The sequence below is a fragment of the Providencia sp. PROV209 genome (assembly GCF_028479485.1).
In the GTDB taxonomy this organism is placed as follows: domain Bacteria; phylum Pseudomonadota; class Gammaproteobacteria; order Enterobacterales; family Enterobacteriaceae; genus Providencia; species Providencia alcalifaciens.
Window position 1 is genome coordinate 12,148 of sequence record NZ_JAMPNR010000015.1, and the last position, 20,002, is coordinate 32,149.

Here is a 20,002-nt window from a genome sequence, read left to right on the forward strand (position 1 = left end):
TAAACAATAGGTTTCGCAAACACAACGTTTAGCAAATGGGTTCAGCAAAATGCCAAATTCCCGCAGCAAACTAAAGCACAATACGCTGAGTAAACAATAAGCTGAGTAAAAGGATAGAGTATGCGTACTAATTATTGTGGGCAATTAAACATTGCTCATGAAGGCCAGAAGGTCACTCTTTGTGGATGGGTAAACCGCCGTCGTGACTTAGGTGGTTTGATTTTTATCGATATGCGTGACCGTGAAGGTATCGTTCAGGTTTTCTTCGATCCAGAACGTAAAGACATATTTGAGAAAGCGTCAGAACTGCGTAATGAGTTCTGTATCCAAATCACAGGTACGGTACGTGCGCGCCCAGATAGCCAAAAAAATAAAGACATGGCAACGGGTGAGATTGAAATCTTTGCTGAAGGTCTGGACGTTTTTAACAAATCTGAACCTCTTCCGTTAGACAGCAACCAAACGAATACAGAAGAGCGTCGCTTAAAATACCGCTATTTAGATTTACGCCGTCCAGAGATGTCAGATCGTCTGCGTACTCGTGCGAAAATCACCAGCTTTGTTCGTAACTTTATGGACAAAGAAGGCTTTATGGACGTTGAAACACCAATGCTAACGAAAGCGACGCCAGAAGGGGCGCGTGACTATTTAGTGCCTAGCCGTGTCCATAAAGGCAAATTTTATGCCTTACCACAATCTCCTCAGCTGTTTAAACAGTTGCTGATGATGTCTGGTTTTGACCGTTACTATCAAATCGTAAAATGCTTCCGCGATGAAGATTTACGTGCTGACCGTCAACCTGAATTCACCCAAATCGATGTTGAAACGTCGTTCATGACGGCGGAACAAGTTCGCGAAGTGATGGAACGCATGATCCGTAATCTGTGGATCGACGTGAAAGGCGTTGATTTAGGCGACTTCCCAATCATGACTTTCGCCGAAGCGATGCGTCGTTATGGTTCAGATAAGCCAGACCTGCGTAACCCGATGGAACTGGTCGATGTGGCAGACATCGTTAAAGATGTTGAATTCGCCGTATTTGCGGGGCCAGCAAATGATCCTAAAGGTCGTGTCGCGGCACTGAAAGTGCCTGGTGGCGCAGTGATGACCCGTAAGCAAATTGACGAATACGGCAATTTTGTGGGTATCTATGGTGCGAAAGGCTTAGCGTGGATGAAAATCAACGAACGTGCGAAAGGCTTAGAAGGCATCCAAAGCCCAGTCGCGAAATTCCTGAGCTTAGAAATCATTGAACAAATTATCGAGCGTACGGGTGCAGCGGATGGCGATATCATTCTGTTTGGTGCAGGTGCGAAAAATGTTGTGACTGACTCTATGGGGGCACTACGCCTGAAAGTGGGTCGTGACTTCGAGCTGACGGACTTAAATAGCTGGCAACCACTGTGGGTTATCGACTTCCCAATGTTTGAAGAAAACGGTGAAGGAGGCTTAACGGCCATGCATCATCCGTTCACGTCACCAAAAGATTTCACTCCGGAAGATCTGGCGAAGAATCCTGAAGATGCAGTAGCGAATGCCTACGATATGGTTATCAATGGTTACGAAGTGGGTGGTGGCTCTGTCCGTATTCACCGTAGCGAAATGCAACAAACTGTATTTGGTATTTTAGGCATCAACGAAGAAGAACAACGTGAGAAGTTCGGCTTCCTGTTAGATGCGCTGAAATACGGTACACCACCACATGCAGGCTTAGCATTTGGTTTAGACCGTTTAGTGATGCTGTTAACTGGAACTGATAACATCCGTGATGTTATTGCATTCCCGAAAACCACCGCAGCGGCATGCTTAATGACTAATGCACCAAGCCATGCAAACCCAGATTCGCTGGCAGAATTAGCGATTGCGGTTGTGGCGAAAGAAGAAGAGTAATGGAAAATTATAAGCGCCCAGAATCGGTATTAGTCATTATTGTGGCTGAAAAAACGGGGCGGGTGCTTATGATGCGGCGTAAAGATGACCCTGACTTTTGGCAGTCTGTGACCGGGAGTCTGGAGCATCATGAAAATAGTGCTGCCGTTGCAGCACTTCGTGAAATCAAAGAGGAAACGGGGTTTGACCCGCAACCAAATCAATTACATGATTTGTCGAAAAGTATCATCTTTGAAATTTTCCCGCATTTCAGGCATCGTTATGCACCGGATGTGACCCACTGTAAAGAACATTGGTTTAAATTGGTGCTCAGCGATGAACAAACGCCATTGCTGACTGAACACACTGAATTTCGTTGGCTTGACCCGCAACAGGCGGCGGAGCTAACAAAATCGTGGAGCAACAGCCAGGCTATTTTAGAATTTGCTGTTTAATTATTTATTGACGTTTTTGGAGATATTTCATGGCAGGTCATAGTAAATGGGCCAACACCAAACACCGTAAAGCGGCACAAGACGCGAAACGCGGTAAAATTTTCACTAAAATTATTCGTGAGCTGGTGACTGCTGCGCGTTTAGGCGGCGGCGATCCGGCAACTAACCCTCGTTTGCGTGCTGCTGTGGATAAAGCATTATCAAACAACATGACGCGCGACACCTTAAACCGTGCTATTGCGCGTGGTGTGGGTAATGATGACAACGATAATATGGAAACCATCATTTATGAAGGTTACGGTCCCGGTGGCACCGCGGTTATGGTTGAATGCTTGAGCGATAACCGTAATCGTACAGTATCGGAAGTTCGCCACGCGTTTACCAAAACGGGCGGTAACTTAGGCACTGATGGTTCTGTATCTTACCTGTTCACCAAGCGCGGCGTAATCACTTACGCACCGGGTGTGGACGAAGATGCGCTGATGGAAGCGGCTCTCGAAGCCGGTGCAGATGACGTTGAAACATATGATGATGGTGCAATGGATGTTTACACCACCTTTGAAACGTTCGGTGCCGTTAAAGACGCACTAGATGCTGCTGGTTTCACTAGCGAAGCCGCTGAAGTTTCTATGATCCCATCGATTACAGCTGAACTTGATGTTGAAACAGCACCAAAATTAATGCGCCTGATCGACATGTTAGAAGATTCAGACGACGTCCAAGAAGTTTATCATAACGGTGATATCTCTGATGAAGTTGCTGAGCAACTGTAATTAAGATGATGTCTGCGTAGAGAAAGCGGGCTGTGTCCAGCCTGTTTTCTCTAACGCCTCTTCGACCTTCATTTTTTCTTTTATTTGCTATATTTATGATTAAGCGAACGCTATTTACACTGTGATTGCGGTGGGAATGGTGATATTCCTATGTTGCCATTGTGGCAGTCATTAGATGGCGATAAGATGATATGAAAATAAATAAAGAGCAACTATAGGTTTTATATGGCGATTATTCTAGGTATTGACCCTGGTTCGCGGATCACAGGATACGGTGTTATTCGCCAACAAGGTAGACAATTACTTTATCTAGGAAGCGGGTGTATTCGCACGCAAGTTGATGATTTACCAAGCCGTCTGCAACGTATTTATGCGGGAGTCTCGGAAATTATCACCCAATATCAACCGGATGTTCTATCCATTGAACAAGTTTTTATGGCAAAAAATGCGGATTCAGCGCTGAAACTAGGGCAAGCCCGTGGTGTGGCGATTGTGGCGGCGGCAAATCAAAATATCCCCGTTTTTGAATACGCAGCTCGCCAAGTCAAACAAACGGTCGTCGGTACAGGATCCGCAGAGAAAAGCCAAGTTCAACATATGGTGAAGTCGATCCTAAAATTATCGGCAAGCCCCCAAGCCGATGCAGCAGATGCATTAGCGATTGCCATTACACATTGTCACTTTAATCAAAACTTGTTGAAAGTCGGTGATCCTCGTTTAGTGCTAGCCCGCGGAAGATTAAGATGAAAGCTGGATATGCATCCAGCATTTTTTATGGTATAAACAGCAAAGTTAAAATTTAGGACGCTAATCAAATTTAAGGGGTTCAGTGTGATAGGTCGTTTACGTGGCATTGTATTAGAAAAGCAACCACCCATTGTGTTACTTGAGCTGCAAGGTGTTGGCTATGAAGTTCATATGCCAATGACCTGTTTCTATGAATTACCCGAAATTGGTCAGGAAGCTATTGTTTTCACACATTTTGTCGTGCGAGAAGATGCACAGTTACTGTATGGTTTCAATGACAAGCAAGAACGCGCACTATTTAAAGAGCTGATTAAAGTTAATGGTGTAGGCCCTAAACTGGCACTCGCGATTTTATCGGGTATGTCCGCTCAGCAATTTGTGTCTGCCATTGAGCAAGAAGCGATTTCCTCTCTGGTGAAACTACCGGGTATTGGCAAGAAAACTGCCGAGCGTTTAGTGGTCGAAATGAAAGACCGCTTCAAAGGCTTGAATGGGGATCTGTTCAATTCAGTGAGCGATATTGATTTACCAAGCGTGAAGAGCCAAGGACCAAGCCAAGCAGATATTGAAGCCGAAGCGGCTGCTGCCTTGATTGCGCTGGGGTATAAACCGCAAGAAGCTAGCCGTATGGTGAGTAAAGTCGCGAAACCTGATAGCGATTCTGAAACCCTGATCCGTGATGCCTTACGCGCAGCACTTTAATTGAGAGATTAATACGATGATTGAAGCTGATCGCCTAATTACTGCTGAAGTGCTGCATTCTGAAGAAGAAGCCATTGATCGCGCGATCCGCCCTAAATTACTGGATGAGTATATTGGGCAACCGCAAGTTAAGCATCAAATGGAAATATTTATTCAGGCAGCCAAAATGCGGGGTGATGCGCTTGATCATCTATTAATTTTTGGGCCTCCAGGGTTAGGAAAAACCACATTAGCGGGTATTGTCGCCAATGAGCTTGGCGTTAATTTGCGGACAACGTCAGGGCCTGTATTAGAAAAAGCAGGGGATTTGGCGGCAATGTTGACTAACCTTGAGCCGCATGACGTTTTATTTATTGATGAAATTCATCGCTTGTCTCCTGTGGTTGAAGAGATATTGTATCCCGCCATGGAAGACTACCAATTAGACATCATGATTGGTGAAGGTCCTGCTGCCCGCTCCATTAAGATTGATTTGCCACCATTTACATTGATAGGCGCAACCACGCGAGCAGGTTCATTAACGTCACCTTTACGTGACCGCTTTGGTATCGTACAGCGATTAGAGTTTTATCAAGTTGATGATTTGCAGCATATCGTGAAGCGTAGTGCCCAATATATGGGGCTGGATATCACCGAAGAAGGCGCCTTACAGGTTGCGATGCGCTCTCGTGGAACACCACGTATTACCAACCGTTTATTACGACGTGTGCGTGATTTTGCGCAAGTTAAAGGCAATGGCAGTATTGATGAGTTGATTGCGAGCCAAGCACTGGATATGTTGAATGTGGATGCTGCCGGCTTTGACTATCTTGACCGTAAACTGCTGGTGGCCATCATCGATAAGTTTATGGGTGGACCTGTTGGCGTCGATAACTTAGCTGCTGCTATCGGAGAAGAGCGCGAAACCATCGAAGATGTGCTAGAGCCTTATCTTATTCAGCAAGGGTTTATTCAGCGAACCCCAAGAGGGCGGATGGCGACGGCTCATGCCTATTTACATTTTGGATTAACGCCTAAAGAAATTTAGCTTTAAACGTATTGATTAATACAAAATTGCTATAATTGAAATAATACTAAAGCTCATACAAAATGAGATGACCTCAGTGATTGATTCCCAGTTACTGAGGTTTTTTATATCCATCTCTTACTTGATTGAGAAGTGATCCCTGTTTAGTGAGTAAAAAAGGTCATTGAGATTGTATTTCAGCAGGTTTTAAAATAGATGCATTGATAATAATTTTTATTATCATGTGGTATTTTTTCTCTTATAGAAGGTTAAGCTCAATATGAATAAAATCTCTTACAAACTAACGCTTGCTGCGCTTTTATCTATAGCCGCAGTGTCTGGTTGTACAAAAAACACCACATCCATCACGAATAAAGAAACTATTGAGAGTTGCTCTCGATATCTGCCAGAAGGGTCAACATATTGGGTGAGTATCGAGGGTGAAATAGATCTTAATAAGAAATTCCATGGCGATTTGAATGTTAATGTACCCGATGATAAATCAGGCGATCCAAAATATTCAGGTGAAGGATTCAAAGTAAAGGTAAATCAATTTATGAATTGTGTCGGTGGATTTATAAACGATAGTATTGGCGATATAGAAGTAACTGTTAAAAATGGAACACAGAAAGCGGAACAATAAACGACCTTGAGTTTAACTAAAAACCCGCTAAATGAGCGGGTCTTCTAGGATTGGCTTTTATTAAGATACTCTGTGTTATACAACTAGTTTTTTGTTTTTACACATAAACTCAAGATAAACAAAATGGCGGATGTGAGCACAACGGAAGGACCTGCCGGAGTATCGTAAAATGCCGATAGGGTTAGCCCACCAGTAACTGAAATCATGCCAATCCCAATCGCGGTAAGTGCCATTTGTTCTGGTGTTTTTGCAAAACGTCGAGCGGTAGCGGCAGGGATGATCAGCAAAGAGGTAATGATCAGCGCACCAACAAATTTCATTGCGATCCCGATAGTTAACGCCGTTACCATCATCAACAATAAGCGAGAACGTTGTAAGTTAATACCATCCACAAAAGCCAATTCTGAGCTGACTGTCATGGATAAAAGCGCCCGCCATCGATAAAAAAGCAACCCGCAAACGACAACCACACCGATTAAAATCGTTATAATATCTTCATATGTTACTGATAACAAATCACCAAATAGATAAGCCATCAGGTCAACACGGACATTTGCCATTAGGCTGACAACCACTAATCCCAAAGAGAGTGAGCTGTGAGCCATAATACCGAGTAATGTGTCGACGGCTAACTGAGGTCGTTTTTCTAGCCACACAAGAATTAGGGCTAATAATAGAGTCACTGCGATAACGGCATAGAACGGGTTGATATTCAGTAATAAACCGAATGCAACGCCTAATAAAGACGCGTGGGCGAGAGTGTCACCAAAGTAGGACATGCGGCGCCAAACCACAAACGAGCCTAAAGGACCCGCAGCAATCGCGAGTAACATACCTGCAATCCAACCAGGTAGTAATAACTCAATCATGTTGGCAGTCCTTGCTGTGTTGGTGGGTTCTAATCACATTACCTTCTAAATCATGTTGGTGATTATGCTGGTGGCGATAAACGCCTAATTGCTGTGCTCCACGGTAGCCAAACATAGCAACGAATTCAGGGTGATTAGACACGACGTCAGGGGTACCCGAACAACATATATGCCCATTAATGCATAAAACTTGGTCCGTTTTTGCCATCACTAAATGCAGATCGTGAGAGACCATGAGAACCGCGCAACCCAGTTCAGTTCTCAATTGATTGATTAAATCATAAAGAGCGACTTGCCCGTTAATATCGACACCTTGGGCGGGTTCATCAAGAACCAATAAATCGGGCTTATTGAGTAGTGCGCGTGCGAGCAGAACCCGTTGAGTTTCACCGCCAGATAGCTTTTGCATAGGTTGGTCAATGAGATGTGTCGCTTTGACGCGCTCAAGTGCGGGGACTAAATGTTCCACGCGGACACCTTGCTTTAACATCATAAATCGCTTGACGGTTAAAGGTAGGGTTGTGTCCAAATGCAGTTTTTGGGGCACATAACCAATCGCGAGAGATGAGGCTCGGTTGATTGTACCTGACGTTGGCGATAGCAAGCCTAGTACCACGCGGACAATCGTCGATTTACCAGCACCATTAGGACCCAATAATGTCACGATATCACCTTTGTTCAGAGCAAAAGTGACATCTTTTAAAACGGGTTTATCGCCAAATGAAACAGAAATTTTATTTAAAGATAGTAGTGGTTGCATATGAAAACATCTTGCAGAAATCAAGTTGTGTTATATTATAACATTTCAATTTTAAGATCACGGAAAAATGTTCATGATACACAAATCGAAACTTATTACCCGTAAATTCATCTGCAAAGCCACGTTAGCCTCAGTTTTAACTGCATCGATATTGCCGATGGCAAATGCCGATGTCGTTACATCTATCCGTCCTTTAGCCTTCATTGCCGCTGGAATTGCGGATGGGGTGACGGATACACAAGTTTTACTTCCGGATGGTGCTTCGCCACATGATTATGCACTGAAACCATCGGATTTAAAAAAGATAAAACAAGCAGATTTGTTTGTTTGGGTTGGTCCTGAATTAGAGATGTTTTTAGAGAAGCCGATCAATGGGTTAGCTCAGAATAAACGTCTAGCGTTAGCCGAACAGAAAAATATTCATGCGCTATTAATGGCAGAAAACCACGAGGAGGAAGATAGCCATCAACATGCCGATAAGCCTAATCATGATGAGGATCACGAACATCATCACCATGGTGAGTATAATATGCACATCTGGTTATCCCCAGATATTGCAAATTTGGCAGCCGATGACATTTACGCGCGTTTAGTAGAGCTTTATCCTGATCAAAAAGAGAAGCTGGACGTAAACCTTCGTAAATTCAAAGAAAATATGGCGCAAAGCGATAAGAAAATTGCTAGTATTTTAAAACCGGCTCAAAATAAAGGGTATTTTGTTTTTCACGATGCTTATGGCTACTTTGAGAAACACTATCAGCTTGCTCCATTAGGGCATTTTACGATAAACCCTGAGATTCAGCCCGGTGCCCAAAAATTGCATCAAATACGAACACAACTGGTTGAGCATAAAGCGCAATGCGTTTTTGCTGAGCCACAATTCAGGCCTGCGGTTATTGAAAGCGTAGCGAAAAATACGGGAGTCAAAATGGGTACTCTCGACCCACTTGGTAGTGGGCTGGCAATTGGACCAGATAGCTACATGAAGTTTCTGACGACGTTATCAGAACAATACGCAAGCTGCCTGAATTAAGCATAGAGGAATAGTTTAAAGTGCAGCAAATGGCAAGTGGTATTGTGCAGGCATTTAATAGCTTGTCCAAGACCCATAAAATTGTGTTGAGCACACTCACTGTCGCCACCATGGCCGTCGCAATTTGGCGGCCAGTACATATCCCTACCTCCCATGAACGTGACAGCTCTCCAGATACCATCATTCCTTTATCTCAATCTACGATTGAAACAGAAGGGGATGATTTAATTCAAGATAGTAGCGAACAGTTACCTGACGAAGGTGTTGCTGATACAGATACTGACGCATCTGATGCGGATGCGACGCCACTCGCTCATGAATATGTTGTTTCAAGTGGTGATAATTTATCGTCCATTTTGACGCAGTTTGGTATCGAAGCCGGCGATGTGGCAACACTCTCGAATCAACATAAATCATTACGTAACTTAAAAATCGGTCAAACATTAAGTTGGACATTAAACGCGGATGGCGAATTAGAATCCTTAACATGGGATGTTTCTCGTCGCGAAACGCGTATCTTTAACCGTGTTGGTGCGACCAATAAGTTCGAAGAAGTGAAAGAGATCCGCAAAGGCGATTGGTCCAACACGGTGATGACGGGCTCCATCGATGGCACATTTGCTCAAAGTACGAAAAAAGCGGGTTTGACGCGTACTGAAGGGCGTGAAGTTACCAAGGCGTTGCAGTGGCAAGTTGACTTTAATAAGCTGAAAAAAGGCGATAAATTTACGGTCCTTATGGGGCGTGAAATGCTGAATGGTACACATGAGCAGAGTCAATTAGTCGGTGTTCGTTTACAGTCTGGCGGTAAGAATTATTACGCTTTCCGCGCAGAAGATGGTCGCTACTATGATAGCGAAGGTAATGGATTAGAACGTGGTTTCCTGCGTTTCCCAACTGTTAAGCAATTTAGAGTCTCATCGCATTTTAACCCGCGTCGAGTAAACCCTGTCACGGGTCGTGTAGCCCCTCATAAAGGTGTGGATTTTTCGATGCCGGTTGGCACTCCTGTGTTAGCCGTGGGCGATGGTGAAGTGATTGTAGCGAAATACAGTGGCGCCGCAGGTAACTTTATTGCGATTCGTCATGGTCGCCAATATACCACGCGTTATATGCATTTACGCCAATTGTTAGTGAAGCCAGGTCAAAAAGTAAAACGTGGTGACCGTATTGCGCTATCGGGTAATACAGGACGTTCAACGGGACCTCATCTGCATTTTGAAATGTGGGTAAACCAACAAGCGGTGAATCCTCTGACGGCAAAATTACCAAGCTCAGGCGGTTTAACGGGCAAAGAGCGTAAAGAGTATTTAGAGTTGGTCAAAGAGACCAAGCCGCAGCTTAAATTGAAATAGCTATTTCAGTTTCTTCATCCTATGACTGGCAGATACTTGTGTCTGCCAGTTTTTTTTGTAATGCTCTTACACATTCATTTTTGGTTATCAAAATAGCCGCGATTCTTGGGTATAACATGAATAAAGAACAAGATACCGACAGCAAAAAAGGCTATGTGCCAACATTTCACAAATCCTATTTATTACCAAAATATTGGGGAGTTTGGATGGGAGCGGCTGTGTTTGTTGCGCTTGCGTACATTCCTGTCAAAGTCCGTGATCCCATGTTGGCTAAAATAGGAAAGTGGGTTGGTCGTTTGGCAAAAAGCGCTCGTCGTCGTGCAAAAATTAACTTGCTCTATTGTTTTCCTGACATGACTGAACAGCAAAGAGAGGTATTGGTTGACCGCATGTTTGAAACCGCGCCGCAATCTTTTGTTATGTTGGCAGAGTTGTGTGTTCGTGGTGCTGAACGCACATTAGCGCGTACTCAGTGGCATAATAAACAAATTATTGAACAGTTACAGAAGCAACAGAGTAATGTGATTTTTATGGTTCCTCACGGCTGGGCGGTTGATGCGCCAGCTATGCTATTAGCAGCGATGGGACAAAATATGGCAGCGATGTTTCACCATCAGAAAAACCCTGTTGCCGACTATTTATGGAATAAAGCACGTTACCATTTTGGTGGTCGCCTTCACTCCCGAGAGGCTGGAATTAAACCTTTTATTGCATCAGTCAGACAAGGTTATTGGGGCTTTTATCTACCAGACCAAGATCATGGGGAAGAGCACAGCGAATTTGTCGATTTCTTCGGTACCTATAAAGCAACATTACCGGCAATCGGTCGTTTGATGAAAGTGTGTAAGGCCAAAATTGTCCCACTGTTTCCGGTGTACGACCATGTTAATCATCAATTGCATATCTATGTTCGCGAACCTATGGATGATATTGATGGAATGGATGATAACTATATTGCTCGTCGTATGAATGAAGAATTAGAATTTTTGGTTGAGCCTAACCCTGAGCAATATACTTGGATCCTTAAGTTGTTGAAGACGCGTAAAGAAGGTGAAATTGAGCCGTATCAGCGCAAGGATTTATATCGTTAGATACAAGGTGATATTGTATAAAAAGCCACGGAGATAACTACCTGTGGCTTTTTTGTTTTTAGACGTTACCTATTTATCAATAGATATTCTTTCAGTTTAATTTGCAGGGTGAAACTTCAAGGACATTAAAAATTCATCATGATGAAGTGATATTATAAATACATTGTTATATTCTTAATGGAATGAAATAGTTAGTTAAATTATGGATGATATATGGATAAAACAAAAACGACATTAGAACAATGGATAACGTTACAAGCGATAGTTGATTATGGTGGGTTTGCTCAGGCCGCTGAAGTGTTACATAAAACACAATCATCAATTAGTTATACTATTAGTAAATTAGAGCAAATCTTAGGGATGAAAATATTTGTAGTGGAAAAAAGACGTGCAATATTAACGGCGCAAGGGGAAACGTTATTAGCATTATCTCGAGAGGTCACAAATAAAGCGATTGCATTAGAAATAGCAGCAAAATTGATAAATAAGAAAAATAATAAAATAAAAATAGTTATTGACTCACTTTATGAGAGTGACTGTTTATTACATAAAATTGGAGGGCTAATCAAAAGTAGAAAAGATTATGATGTTGAATTAACAAAAACATTGATGAGTCGAGAAGATATATTCACATTTAAAGAATTTGACTTATTGATATCTCATCATCATTTGGGCTCACTGAACCCTACATTTCTGGGGGAGGTTGATGCCTTACTTGTTACAGAGCCAAACCATGTCCTTCAGCGATGCGCCAAAGATAAAATAAATGCCAAGCTTGAGATGACGCCTCATATTGTTTTATCCTCAAATTTTGAGGATAAAATAAAAAGTCATCAAGTCATTAAAGTAAAAAATACGGAAACTGCGATTAAATTAATTAGCGATTCTATTGGGTATGCTTGGCTTCCTGAAAATATTGTTCATGATTTGATAGCGGAGGGCTTTTTAAGTGAAGTTAATGCTGATTTTGAAAAAGTAAAATATGATTTCTATATTTACAAAGGAAAAAATATCATAATAAATGATTTATTAATAAACTATTTGTTTAATGATTTTTGAACTAATTAATTTTTATTTTAAATTTTTCACGCAAGGTTAATAAGTATTTTTGATTTTAATTTGAAAAATTGAATATAACCATTCATTAACTTAATTAAAATAGGATGTTATATTTCTTGCTTACAAGAAATGTTACCTATATTTCTTTAATAAAATCCAAATCAAAGATCATTTACTCTATTTATAGGAGAAATCATGCATATTTTTAATAAAACTCTAAATATATTGGGAATAAATTTAGCAATGCTTACAGTACCAACCGTGCTGGCTTCTGGTGTAATTAATTTCACAGGAGAAATAACCGAGCAAGCTTGCACTGTAGATAGTAAATCACGTAATTTAAATGTAGATCTTGGTCGTGTTTCAACAAGAAGCTTGTCTTCTCAGGGGGAAGTTGCAGGGGTAACCAATTTCATTATTAAATTGGTTGATTGTCCAGATGATACTAAAGTGACGGTCAATTTTGCAGGGACACGTGACTCAGTTGATCATCATATTCTTGCTTTACATCAAGGGAATGGGATGGCAAAAAATGTCGGTGTTGCACTATATGAAAAGAATGCGGTAACGCCAATAAAGCTGTATGAAAATACGAAAGAAGTTGAATTAGACGGGGACTCCGTTGAATTAGAGTATGTTGCGGCGTATAAAGCGACAGGTGTCGCAACCGCAGGGCAAGCAAACAGCAGTGCGGTCTATAGTATTAAATATCAATAATAATATGAAGGGTGATATTTATCATCCTTCTTTATTTCTATTTTATGTCGGTATTTATATGAAAAAAATCCATGTTACTGTTTTTTTATATTTCTGTTTTATTTCTTTTTCTTCAGCTAAAGGTATTAGTGTGGGGGGGACGCGTTTTGTCTATATGGATAATAAACGTGAAATTACAATTCCAATTTTTAATAGTAGTGATAAAACCCCTTTTTTAATTCAAAGTTGGGTGACGGGGTTTGACGAAGAAGTTAAAGCACCATTTATTGCAACACCTGCTTTATTTAGAATTGAACCCAATAGCTATGGCTCAGCAAGGATTACATATACTGGAAAACCACTGAGTTCTAATCAAGAAAAAATATACCTATTAAATATAAAATCCATTCCACCTAAAAATGAAAGTATTGAAAATGAATTGCAAATTATCATTAACTCACAGTTTAAGTTTTTTTTGCGTTCAAAAGATATTCAGCCGTTAAATTTCGATGACGTTAATATAACGAAAGATATTAATGGGGTGAAAATTGATAATAGAACTCCTTATCACTTATCAATAAAAAGTATTTTAATTAATGGCAAGGGCGTAAAAGGAATAAAAATGATTCATCCTTGGATGAATGAGTATGTTTTAAAACAAAAAATAGAAAGAGAGCATTCTGTTAAAATCGAATTTATCAATGATTATGGTGCCATTGTGGAAAAAAACATGACAAAGAGCTAGCTTATGGGAAAAAACGTTTTTATTAAGGATTGGATTTTTAGTAATAAGTCGATTTTTATTAGCATAACAATTTTTTCATCGATAACCTGTGCAAGTGAAATCTTCGATATTAATGCAATTAATACAGGCATTGATAACCATCTTTCAGATCCTATGCTATTAAATTATCTTTCTAAATCAGAAGGGCAACTTCCTGGTAGATATAGGGTTCATATTTACCTGAATGATGATAGTGTGGCCGATGAATATATTGAATTTATTTTTAGTGAAGAAAATCAAACACTAGAACCGCAGATTACAAGACGGCAGTTAATTAATTGGGGCGTTAAGCCTTCGATATTTTTTAAGAATGATAGCTCTGAAATTGATGAATTCATTGATGTTCGAAAATTTATCAAAGGTGGAAATATTTACCATGATTTTTTTTCTAACCGTCTAAATATCAGTGTTCCTCAAATAGCGATGAAGACAATTAGCCGGGGCTATATTAATCCGATTGAATGGGATGATGGTGTCGCTGGATTGTTTATTAATTATTCTGCACGTTTTAATCAATCATGGAAAAGTCCAAGCAACCATAAATCTATTTATTTTGGATTGCGAAATGGAGTTAATTGGGAAGCCTGGCGATTACGTAATCACAGTTATTACAATAATGTTTACGGTGATAGCCGTTGGAATAGTCTACAAACTTTCTTAGAAAGAAATATTCGTAGTTTAAATAGCCACTTAATTATTGGTGAAACTTCATCAGATAACGGGATTATGGATACTTTTCAGTACCGTGGTTTAAAACTGATGTCAGAAGAAAGTATGCTCCCACAAAGTCAACGAGGGTTCGCACCTACAGTAAATGGTATTGCGAACTCCAATGCTGTAGTGATTGTTCGGCAAAATGGTCAAATAATTTATCAAACATCCGTTCCTGCGGGGGAATTTACGTTAAATGATCTCTATCCAACGTCTTTCAATGGTGAGTTGCAAGTGACGATTGAAGAGTCTGATGGTTCGACGAGAGTATTTACACAGCCGTTTTCCAGCGTGCCAGTTATGCAAAGGGCAGGAACATTAAAATACAGTATGGAATTTGGAAAATCTCGAGCTGAGAGTGAAGAGCGACAGCCTTATTTTGTTCAGTTTTCTGGGATCTACGGATTACCTATTCACCTATCTCATTATGGAAATTTATCTCTGTTAGGTGGCGTATTCATCTCGGAATATAGACAAACTTATACAGTTGGGGCTGGCGTTAATTTAGGCAATTTCGGCGGAGCTTCATTGGATATGACTCATTCAACATCTCAGTGGGATCCTAATTTAAAGAGCACTGAGCAAACGTATCGTTTTCAATATAACAAATATGTTCAAAATACAGCGACTGGGCTTAATTTATCTGCTCAATATTCTGTTGAACCGGATGGAGATAATTTTATTTCTCAAACAGCAAATATGGATCGAATGTCAAAGAAACAGCGACTACAAATATCGCTTAGCCAATCATTGGGAAACAGGGGATCTTTGAATATAAATGGCTATCAACAAGAGTATTGGGCGCAATCAGGCTCAGATAAAAATTTTACTGTCAGTCTTGCCTCGCAGTATCAATCAGTTAATTACAGTTTTTCTTATTCACATTCTGAACAATATCATCGTGAAAAGCGGGATAGAGTATTCTCTTTTACTTGTAGCATGCCATTACGTTGGGGAGAAAATATTTATTGGGGTAATTATCATTACAACACCAGTCGTTACGCTGGCGGTATTAGCACCATAAGCCTGAGTGGCTCAGCACTTGACTCTCATCAGTTACGATATGACCTCACACAGCAATACCATCATAAAAATCAGCAGGTGAGTTACGGTGTTCGCGGTAGTTATTTAACCTCTCATGGGGAGTTTGCTCTTGGTTGGGATCACTCTCCTCGACATCAAATTGTCCATGCAGCTGCCACTGGGGCATTTTTATTTCATCACGGAGGGGTTACTGCCTCCCGATCATTCTCGGATGCTATTGGGTTAGTTAAAGCTGAGGGCATTAATAATTTAAAAATTAATAATGTACCTTCGTTGTATACCAATGAACAAGGTTATGCAGTGATTCCAATGCTAACACAATATGAGCGTAACAATGTCAGTGTTGATACCTCAACATTAATCGGCAATTACGATGTTGCACTGAATTCAACAACGGTCGTACCCACACGAGGGGCAATTGTTTTGATGGATTTTAACGCTAAACGTGGTGGTCGCATTGTATTAAAACTAAAACATAATAATCAATTGGTTGGTTTTGGCACTCAAGTGAATGTTCTGGAACAGCAGCATAAGATTTCATCGGGAATTGTGGCGACTGATGGGGAAGTTTATTTGAGTGGTGTGCCTGAAAATAGTGTCGTTCAAGTTAAGTGGGGGGCTAATCAGTCGCAACAGTGCCAGTTACCGCTTCATATTGACTTGAGTAATTCAAATATTCAATTCATTGAAGGAACATGCCAGTAGAGGATTTATGAATCAATTTGCTATTTATATCGGAATGCTGTTGTTTTCATCAATAGCGTTTGCTGATTATCGTGCTGAATTTTCAACGTATACCGTGCCCATCACCGAAACGCTGTATGTTCCTAAAAGTGCTCCCATCAACACACATATTGCAACGATAGAGTTAGGTACTTATACGCCTTGGGTGTGGTGGAATGAGACAGGCACAACAAGGGTTGGCATTAATTTACCGGGAATTTTTGATGGGCATTATCAAATCGCAGGTGTTGGTGCTGTTAAGGAAATAGGGTTATCTGGCATTGGGTTTGCTTTGCATGGCTCGGTTAATAGCCCATGTTCAGCAAGAGGGTATGTAAATGGTAAAAATAGCCGTGACGGAAACCCGGCAAATCGCTTTTTATGTCCCAGCTCAGCATCTCAAGGTAATTACAATGTCACCTTAAAGGCTGAGTTCTATAAAATACGCCCACGCGTGAATACTCAGCTATTACAATCCACCAGTGCTGCGATGTTTATCGTTTTTAATAATCGGTTTATTACCCAAGATATTGTGGGCAATTTTGAACCTAAAATTTGGTTGTCGCCTATTCCGGTTGTTGCGAATGGATGCGAAGTTAAAAATACCATCGTCAATGTGGCATTCGGTCAAGTAGATAAATCCGGGGCTCGAGGTGTGGGGTCTACGCTTATGAATAGTCGCAAACGGTTTAAAATTGAACTGGATTGTGATGAAACTTCACCAATAAAAATTCACTTTATGGGGATGGTCGACTCGAGTGGGTTACCCGGCACCATTGCACTCAATAATGCAGAGCATCGAGAAACTGCCCAAGGTTTTGGGATCCAAATTAAATATAAAGGGCGACCGATTAAATTGAACCAAACGTTACAAGTTTCTCGCTTAAATAGTGCGCAACACTATGTTATTCCTTTGGAGGCAGTTTATATTCAAACAGAGGAAAAGACGCGAGGGGGAAAAGCGAATGGGACGTTACAGTTTAATTTACAATATCATTGAAATTAAAGAGAAAAGGGAGCACAGGCTCCCTTAATTTATAGAAGAGCTAATGATTATTCAACGACTAAAATACGGCAGGTATTGGTGCTGCCGATGGTGCCCATTTGGTCACCTTGTGTCACGATAACCGTGTCACCAACCATTAAGTAACCGTTGTCACGTAGACGCGCGATCGCTTCGCTTGCAGCGGCAATTCCATCAGTATGCGTGCTACAGAAGACAGGCGTGACGCCACGGTACAGAGAACATTGATTCAGTGTTTTTTCATGGCGTGACATAGCAAAAATTGGTAAGCCAGAGCTGATACGTGACATGATACGAGCTGTTCGTCCTGATTCTGTCATGGCGATGATTGCCTTGACACCTTTCAGGTGGTTAGCCGCGTACATGGTTGACATGGCAATCGCGTCTTCAGAACTTTCAAACTCAGCATCTAAACGGTGTTTAGAAATATTCAGACCTGGCATTTTTTCTGCGCCAAAGCAGACTTGCGCCATTGCGGCGACGGTTTCTGCTGGGTATTGTCCCGCAGCCGTTTCTGCCGATAACATAACCGCATCTGTACCATCTAAAACGGCGTTTGCCACGTCCATAACTTCGGCGCGGGTTGGCATTGGGTTAGTGATCATTGACTCCATCATTTGAGTTGCGGTGATCACCACACGGTTCAATTGACGTGAACGACGGATCAGTTTCTTTTGTACAGCGACTAGCTCAGGGTCGCCAATTTCGACACCTAAATCACCACGGGCGACCATCACGACATCTGATGCGAGGATCACTTCATCCATAATGTCATCAGTGGCAACAGCTTCAGCACGCTCAACTTTCGCAACAATTTGGCATTCACAGCCTGCATCACGCGCTAAACGGCGAGCATAATCAAGATCCTCACCGGAGCGAGGGAAAGACACGGCTAAAAAGTCGACATTAATTTTGGCTGCGGTAATAATATCAGCTTTGTCTTTTTCAGTGAGGGCTTCTGCGGATAAGCCACCACCTAGTTTGTTAATGCCTTTATTGTTAGACAGTTGTCCGCCTACAGTCACTTCAGTGAACACTTGCAAGCCTTGAACTTCACGAACTTTTAACTGCACACGACCATCGTCTAGCAGAAGAATATCGCCAGGGACAACATCAGCAGGTAAGCCTTTGTAATCGATGCCGACTTTATGTTGGTCACCTTCACCTTTGCCTAATGAGGCATCCAGCGTGAATTTGTCACCAATATTGAGGAAAACTTTACCGTCTTTAAAAGTAGAAACACGAATTTTCGGACCTTGTAGATCCCCAAGGATAGCGACATGACGCCCTAATCGAGCCGCAATCTCGCGCACTTTGTTTGCGCGGGCCATGTGGTCTTCAGGAGTTCCGTGAGAGAAATTAAGGCGAACAACGTTAGCGCCAGCATTGATAATTTTTTCTAGATTATTATCACGATCGGTTGCCGGACCAAGGGTTGTAACAATTTTAGTTCTTCTAAGCCGTCTAGACATGTATTACTCCGTGACCTGTAATGGTACAAATATAAGTGAAGCCTTTTCACTCCATTTTGAAACCTATTTACTGCAAATAGGGGTGCTGACACGAGCACAGCTATTATATACAGCAAATTTCTTAAAGCCATCGGGAGAATAAAAACTATTTGGTACCGATAGAATTAAGAACCCATTTTTAACATTGTTGTATCCATCTTTCAGACATTATCAAACCGCGAATCGCGTAATGCTTCTTTGACCCGTTTCAAGTTATCTCTAAATTTTTCGCCTCGGCGCAAAGTAAATCCGGTTGTTAACACATCAATCACTGCGAGCTGTGCCATTCTGGAGACCATTGGCATATACATGTCCGTGTCTTCAGGGACATCGATAATAATTGATAGGCTGGCTTCTTTAGCTAGGGGGGAGCCCTCTGATGTGATAGCGATAACTGTTGCATCATTATGGCGAGCGAGCTGTGCCATATCGACTAAGGCCTTTGTACGACCCGTGTGTGAAATCAACACAATCACATCGCCTTCACTACTATTGATGCAGCTCATACGTTGCATGACAATATCATCAAAGTATATGACTGGAATATTAAACCGGAAGAATTTGTTCATGGCATCATGAGCAACCGCGGCGGAAGCCCCAAATCCAAAAAAACTGATTTTGCGAGCTTGAGTCAGTAAATCTACTGCGCGATTAATTGCGTTGGTATCAAGGGTGTGCTTGACATTATCCAGTCCCGCCATCGCGGACTCGAATATTTTATGGGTATATGTGTTGACGGTGTCTGTTTCTTCAATATGGCGATTTACATAAGGCGTACCATTGGCGAGATTCTGCGCCAGTTTCAATTTAAAATCTGGAAACCCTTTGGTTTCCATTTTGCGGCAAAATCGATTAACAGTAGGCTCACTAACATCCGCCAATTGAGCCAATGCGGCGATACTCAAATGAATAGCACTTTGGGGCATCCCTAAAATGACTTCTGCCACCTTTTTTTCTGATTTACTCAAAAAATCGATGCTGGTTTTCATTTGTTCTAAAATATTCATATAGCAAAAGTGCCTATTTCAGCAAAAGGGGAAATATTTCTGCCATCGGAGTATGGTGGCATTAACATCCAGATATGACTGAAAATATACTACGTGTTGATAGTAAGCTATCTATACACTGGGGTTAACTAAGGGCTTTT

19 protein-coding genes are annotated in these 20,002 nt (G+C 41.4%); 15 read left to right on the top strand and 4 right to left on the bottom strand.

Annotation, left to right across the window (positions count from 1 at the left end):
* Positions 1-120: 120 nt before the first annotated feature.
* The 7 genes from aspS (at position 121) to PR795_RS11175 (ending at position 6,195) form a co-directional block, all read left to right on the top strand.
* Complete coding sequence (aspS, locus tag PR795_RS11145) at positions 121-1,890, top strand: aspartate--tRNA ligase (RefSeq protein ID WP_006661840.1); 1,770 nt, start codon at positions 121-123, stop codon at positions 1,888-1,890.
* The gene (nudB, locus tag PR795_RS11150; RefSeq protein WP_006659949.1) at positions 1,890-2,324 is read left to right on the top strand and encodes a dihydroneopterin triphosphate diphosphatase; all 435 of its coding nucleotides are present in this window, start codon (positions 1,890-1,892) and stop codon (positions 2,322-2,324) included. Before aspS ends, nudB begins: the two co-directional genes overlap by 1 nt.
* A 29-nt stretch (positions 2,325-2,353) precedes the next feature.
* Positions 2,354-3,097 (top strand): YebC/PmpR family DNA-binding transcriptional regulator, encoded by a 744-nt coding sequence (locus PR795_RS11155; protein WP_006661839.1) that lies wholly within the window; start codon positions 2,354-2,356, stop codon positions 3,095-3,097.
* A 225-nt stretch (positions 3,098-3,322) separates the two neighbouring features.
* Entirely contained in the window at positions 3,323-3,844 is a 522-nt protein-coding gene (gene ruvC, locus PR795_RS11160; RefSeq protein ID WP_006659947.1) for a crossover junction endodeoxyribonuclease RuvC, read from the top strand.
* An 84-nt stretch (positions 3,845-3,928) separates the two neighbouring features.
* Positions 3,929-4,546 carry a Holliday junction branch migration protein RuvA gene (gene ruvA, locus PR795_RS11165; RefSeq protein WP_006659946.1) on the top strand — a complete coding sequence of 206 codons (618 nt, stop codon included), beginning with the start codon at positions 3,929-3,931 and terminating at the stop codon, positions 4,544-4,546.
* 16 nt (positions 4,547-4,562) lie between these two features.
* On the top strand, positions 4,563-5,573 hold the full coding sequence (gene ruvB, locus PR795_RS11170) for a Holliday junction branch migration DNA helicase RuvB (RefSeq protein WP_006661838.1): 1,011 nt from the start codon (positions 4,563-4,565) through the stop codon (positions 5,571-5,573).
* A 259-nt stretch (positions 5,574-5,832) separates the two neighbouring features.
* The gene (locus tag PR795_RS11175; RefSeq protein WP_036975824.1) at positions 5,833-6,195 is read left to right on the top strand and encodes a hypothetical protein; all 363 of its coding nucleotides are present in this window, start codon (positions 5,833-5,835) and stop codon (positions 6,193-6,195) included.
* Between the two features lie 83 nt (positions 6,196-6,278).
* On the opposite strand, the gene znuB is transcribed toward PR795_RS11175, so the two are convergent.
* Both znuB and znuC read right to left on the bottom strand, forming a co-directional pair.
* Positions 6,279-7,064 (bottom strand): zinc ABC transporter permease subunit ZnuB, encoded by a 786-nt coding sequence (gene znuB, locus PR795_RS11180; protein WP_006659943.1) that lies wholly within the window; start codon positions 7,062-7,064, stop codon positions 6,279-6,281.
* Positions 7,057-7,824, bottom strand: a complete 768-nt coding sequence (gene znuC, locus PR795_RS11185) for a zinc ABC transporter ATP-binding protein ZnuC (protein ID WP_006661836.1) — start codon at positions 7,822-7,824, stop codon at positions 7,057-7,059. The genes znuB and znuC overlap by 8 nt, the downstream gene beginning before the upstream one ends.
* 73 nt (positions 7,825-7,897) lie before the next feature.
* On the opposite strand from znuC, the gene znuA reads away from it, so the two are divergent.
* From znuA to PR795_RS11225, 8 genes are all read left to right on the top strand, one after another.
* A complete protein-coding gene (gene znuA / locus PR795_RS11190) occupies positions 7,898-8,857 on the top strand; it encodes a zinc ABC transporter substrate-binding protein ZnuA (RefSeq protein ID WP_006661835.1) in 960 nt (319 codons plus the stop codon).
* A gap of 20 nt (positions 8,858-8,877) precedes the next feature.
* Complete coding sequence (gene mepM, locus PR795_RS11195) at positions 8,878-10,212, top strand: murein DD-endopeptidase MepM (protein ID WP_419179796.1); 1,335 nt, start codon at positions 8,878-8,880, stop codon at positions 10,210-10,212.
* Positions 10,213-10,328: 116 nt separating this feature from the next.
* Positions 10,329-11,303: a lauroyl-Kdo(2)-lipid IV(A) myristoyltransferase gene (lpxM, locus tag PR795_RS11200; RefSeq protein ID WP_006661833.1), complete on the top strand. Its 975-nt coding sequence runs from the start codon at positions 10,329-10,331 to the stop codon at positions 11,301-11,303.
* A 213-nt stretch (positions 11,304-11,516) separates the two neighbouring features.
* On the top strand, positions 11,517-12,362 hold the full coding sequence (locus PR795_RS11205) for a LysR family transcriptional regulator (RefSeq protein WP_154631141.1): 846 nt from the start codon (positions 11,517-11,519) through the stop codon (positions 12,360-12,362).
* 195 nt (positions 12,363-12,557) lie between these two features.
* Positions 12,558-13,079 carry a fimbrial protein gene (locus PR795_RS11210; RefSeq protein WP_006659937.1) on the top strand — a complete coding sequence of 174 codons (522 nt, stop codon included), beginning with the start codon at positions 12,558-12,560 and terminating at the stop codon, positions 13,077-13,079.
* Positions 13,080-13,137: 58 nt separating this feature from the next.
* Positions 13,138-13,803 (top strand): fimbrial biogenesis chaperone, encoded by a 666-nt coding sequence (locus PR795_RS11215; protein ID WP_036963555.1) that lies wholly within the window; start codon positions 13,138-13,140, stop codon positions 13,801-13,803.
* Positions 13,804-13,806: 3 nt separating this feature from the next.
* Entirely contained in the window at positions 13,807-16,302 is a 2,496-nt protein-coding gene (locus PR795_RS11220) for a fimbria/pilus outer membrane usher protein (RefSeq protein WP_181480823.1), read from the top strand.
* A 7-nt stretch (positions 16,303-16,309) separates the two neighbouring features.
* Positions 16,310-17,320: a fimbrial protein gene (locus tag PR795_RS11225; protein ID WP_036963557.1), complete on the top strand. Its 1,011-nt coding sequence runs from the start codon at positions 16,310-16,312 to the stop codon at positions 17,318-17,320.
* Between the two features lie 53 nt (positions 17,321-17,373).
* On the opposite strand, the gene pyk is transcribed toward PR795_RS11225, so the two are convergent.
* Both pyk and PR795_RS11235 read right to left on the bottom strand, forming a co-directional pair.
* Positions 17,374-18,816 (bottom strand): pyruvate kinase, encoded by a 1,443-nt coding sequence (gene pyk / locus PR795_RS11230; protein ID WP_006659933.1) that lies wholly within the window; start codon positions 18,814-18,816, stop codon positions 17,374-17,376.
* Between the two features lie 200 nt (positions 18,817-19,016).
* Positions 19,017-19,862 (bottom strand): MurR/RpiR family transcriptional regulator, encoded by an 846-nt coding sequence (locus tag PR795_RS11235; protein ID WP_006659932.1) that lies wholly within the window; start codon positions 19,860-19,862, stop codon positions 19,017-19,019.
* Between the last annotated feature and the right edge of the window lie 140 nt (positions 19,863-20,002).

Excerpts from the sequence above, each read along its gene's own strand:
- PR795_RS11220 (WP_181480823.1), top strand. The coding sequence starts at position 13,807 with ATGGGAAAAAACGTTTTTATTAAGGATTGGATTTTTAGTAATAAGTCG.
- pyk (WP_006659933.1), bottom strand. The coding sequence starts at position 18,816 with ATGTCTAGACGGCTTAGAAGAACTAAAATTGTTACAACCCTTGGTCCG.
- PR795_RS11155 (WP_006661839.1), top strand. The coding sequence starts at position 2,354 with ATGGCAGGTCATAGTAAATGGGCCAACACCAAACACCGTAAAGCGGCA.
- PR795_RS11235 (WP_006659932.1), bottom strand. The coding sequence starts at position 19,862 with ATGAATATTTTAGAACAAATGAAAACCAGCATCGATTTTTTGAGTAAA.
- lpxM (WP_006661833.1), top strand. The coding sequence starts at position 10,329 with ATGAATAAAGAACAAGATACCGACAGCAAAAAAGGCTATGTGCCAACA.
- aspS (WP_006661840.1), top strand. The coding sequence starts at position 121 with ATGCGTACTAATTATTGTGGGCAATTAAACATTGCTCATGAAGGCCAG.
- ruvB (WP_006661838.1), top strand. The coding sequence starts at position 4,563 with ATGATTGAAGCTGATCGCCTAATTACTGCTGAAGTGCTGCATTCTGAA.
- znuB (WP_006659943.1), bottom strand. The coding sequence starts at position 7,064 with ATGATTGAGTTATTACTACCTGGTTGGATTGCAGGTATGTTACTCGCG.
- PR795_RS11205 (WP_154631141.1), top strand. The coding sequence starts at position 11,517 with ATGGATAAAACAAAAACGACATTAGAACAATGGATAACGTTACAAGCG.
- PR795_RS11215 (WP_036963555.1), top strand. The coding sequence starts at position 13,138 with ATGAAAAAAATCCATGTTACTGTTTTTTTATATTTCTGTTTTATTTCT.
- znuA (WP_006661835.1), top strand. The coding sequence starts at position 7,898 with ATGATACACAAATCGAAACTTATTACCCGTAAATTCATCTGCAAAGCC.
- PR795_RS11225 (WP_036963557.1), top strand. The coding sequence starts at position 16,310 with ATGAATCAATTTGCTATTTATATCGGAATGCTGTTGTTTTCATCAATA.
- PR795_RS11210 (WP_006659937.1), top strand. The coding sequence starts at position 12,558 with ATGCATATTTTTAATAAAACTCTAAATATATTGGGAATAAATTTAGCA.
- PR795_RS11175 (WP_036975824.1), top strand. The coding sequence starts at position 5,833 with ATGAATAAAATCTCTTACAAACTAACGCTTGCTGCGCTTTTATCTATA.
- ruvC (WP_006659947.1), top strand. The coding sequence starts at position 3,323 with ATGGCGATTATTCTAGGTATTGACCCTGGTTCGCGGATCACAGGATAC.
- znuC (WP_006661836.1), bottom strand. The coding sequence starts at position 7,824 with ATGCAACCACTACTATCTTTAAATAAAATTTCTGTTTCATTTGGCGAT.
- nudB (WP_006659949.1), top strand. The coding sequence starts at position 1,890 with ATGGAAAATTATAAGCGCCCAGAATCGGTATTAGTCATTATTGTGGCT.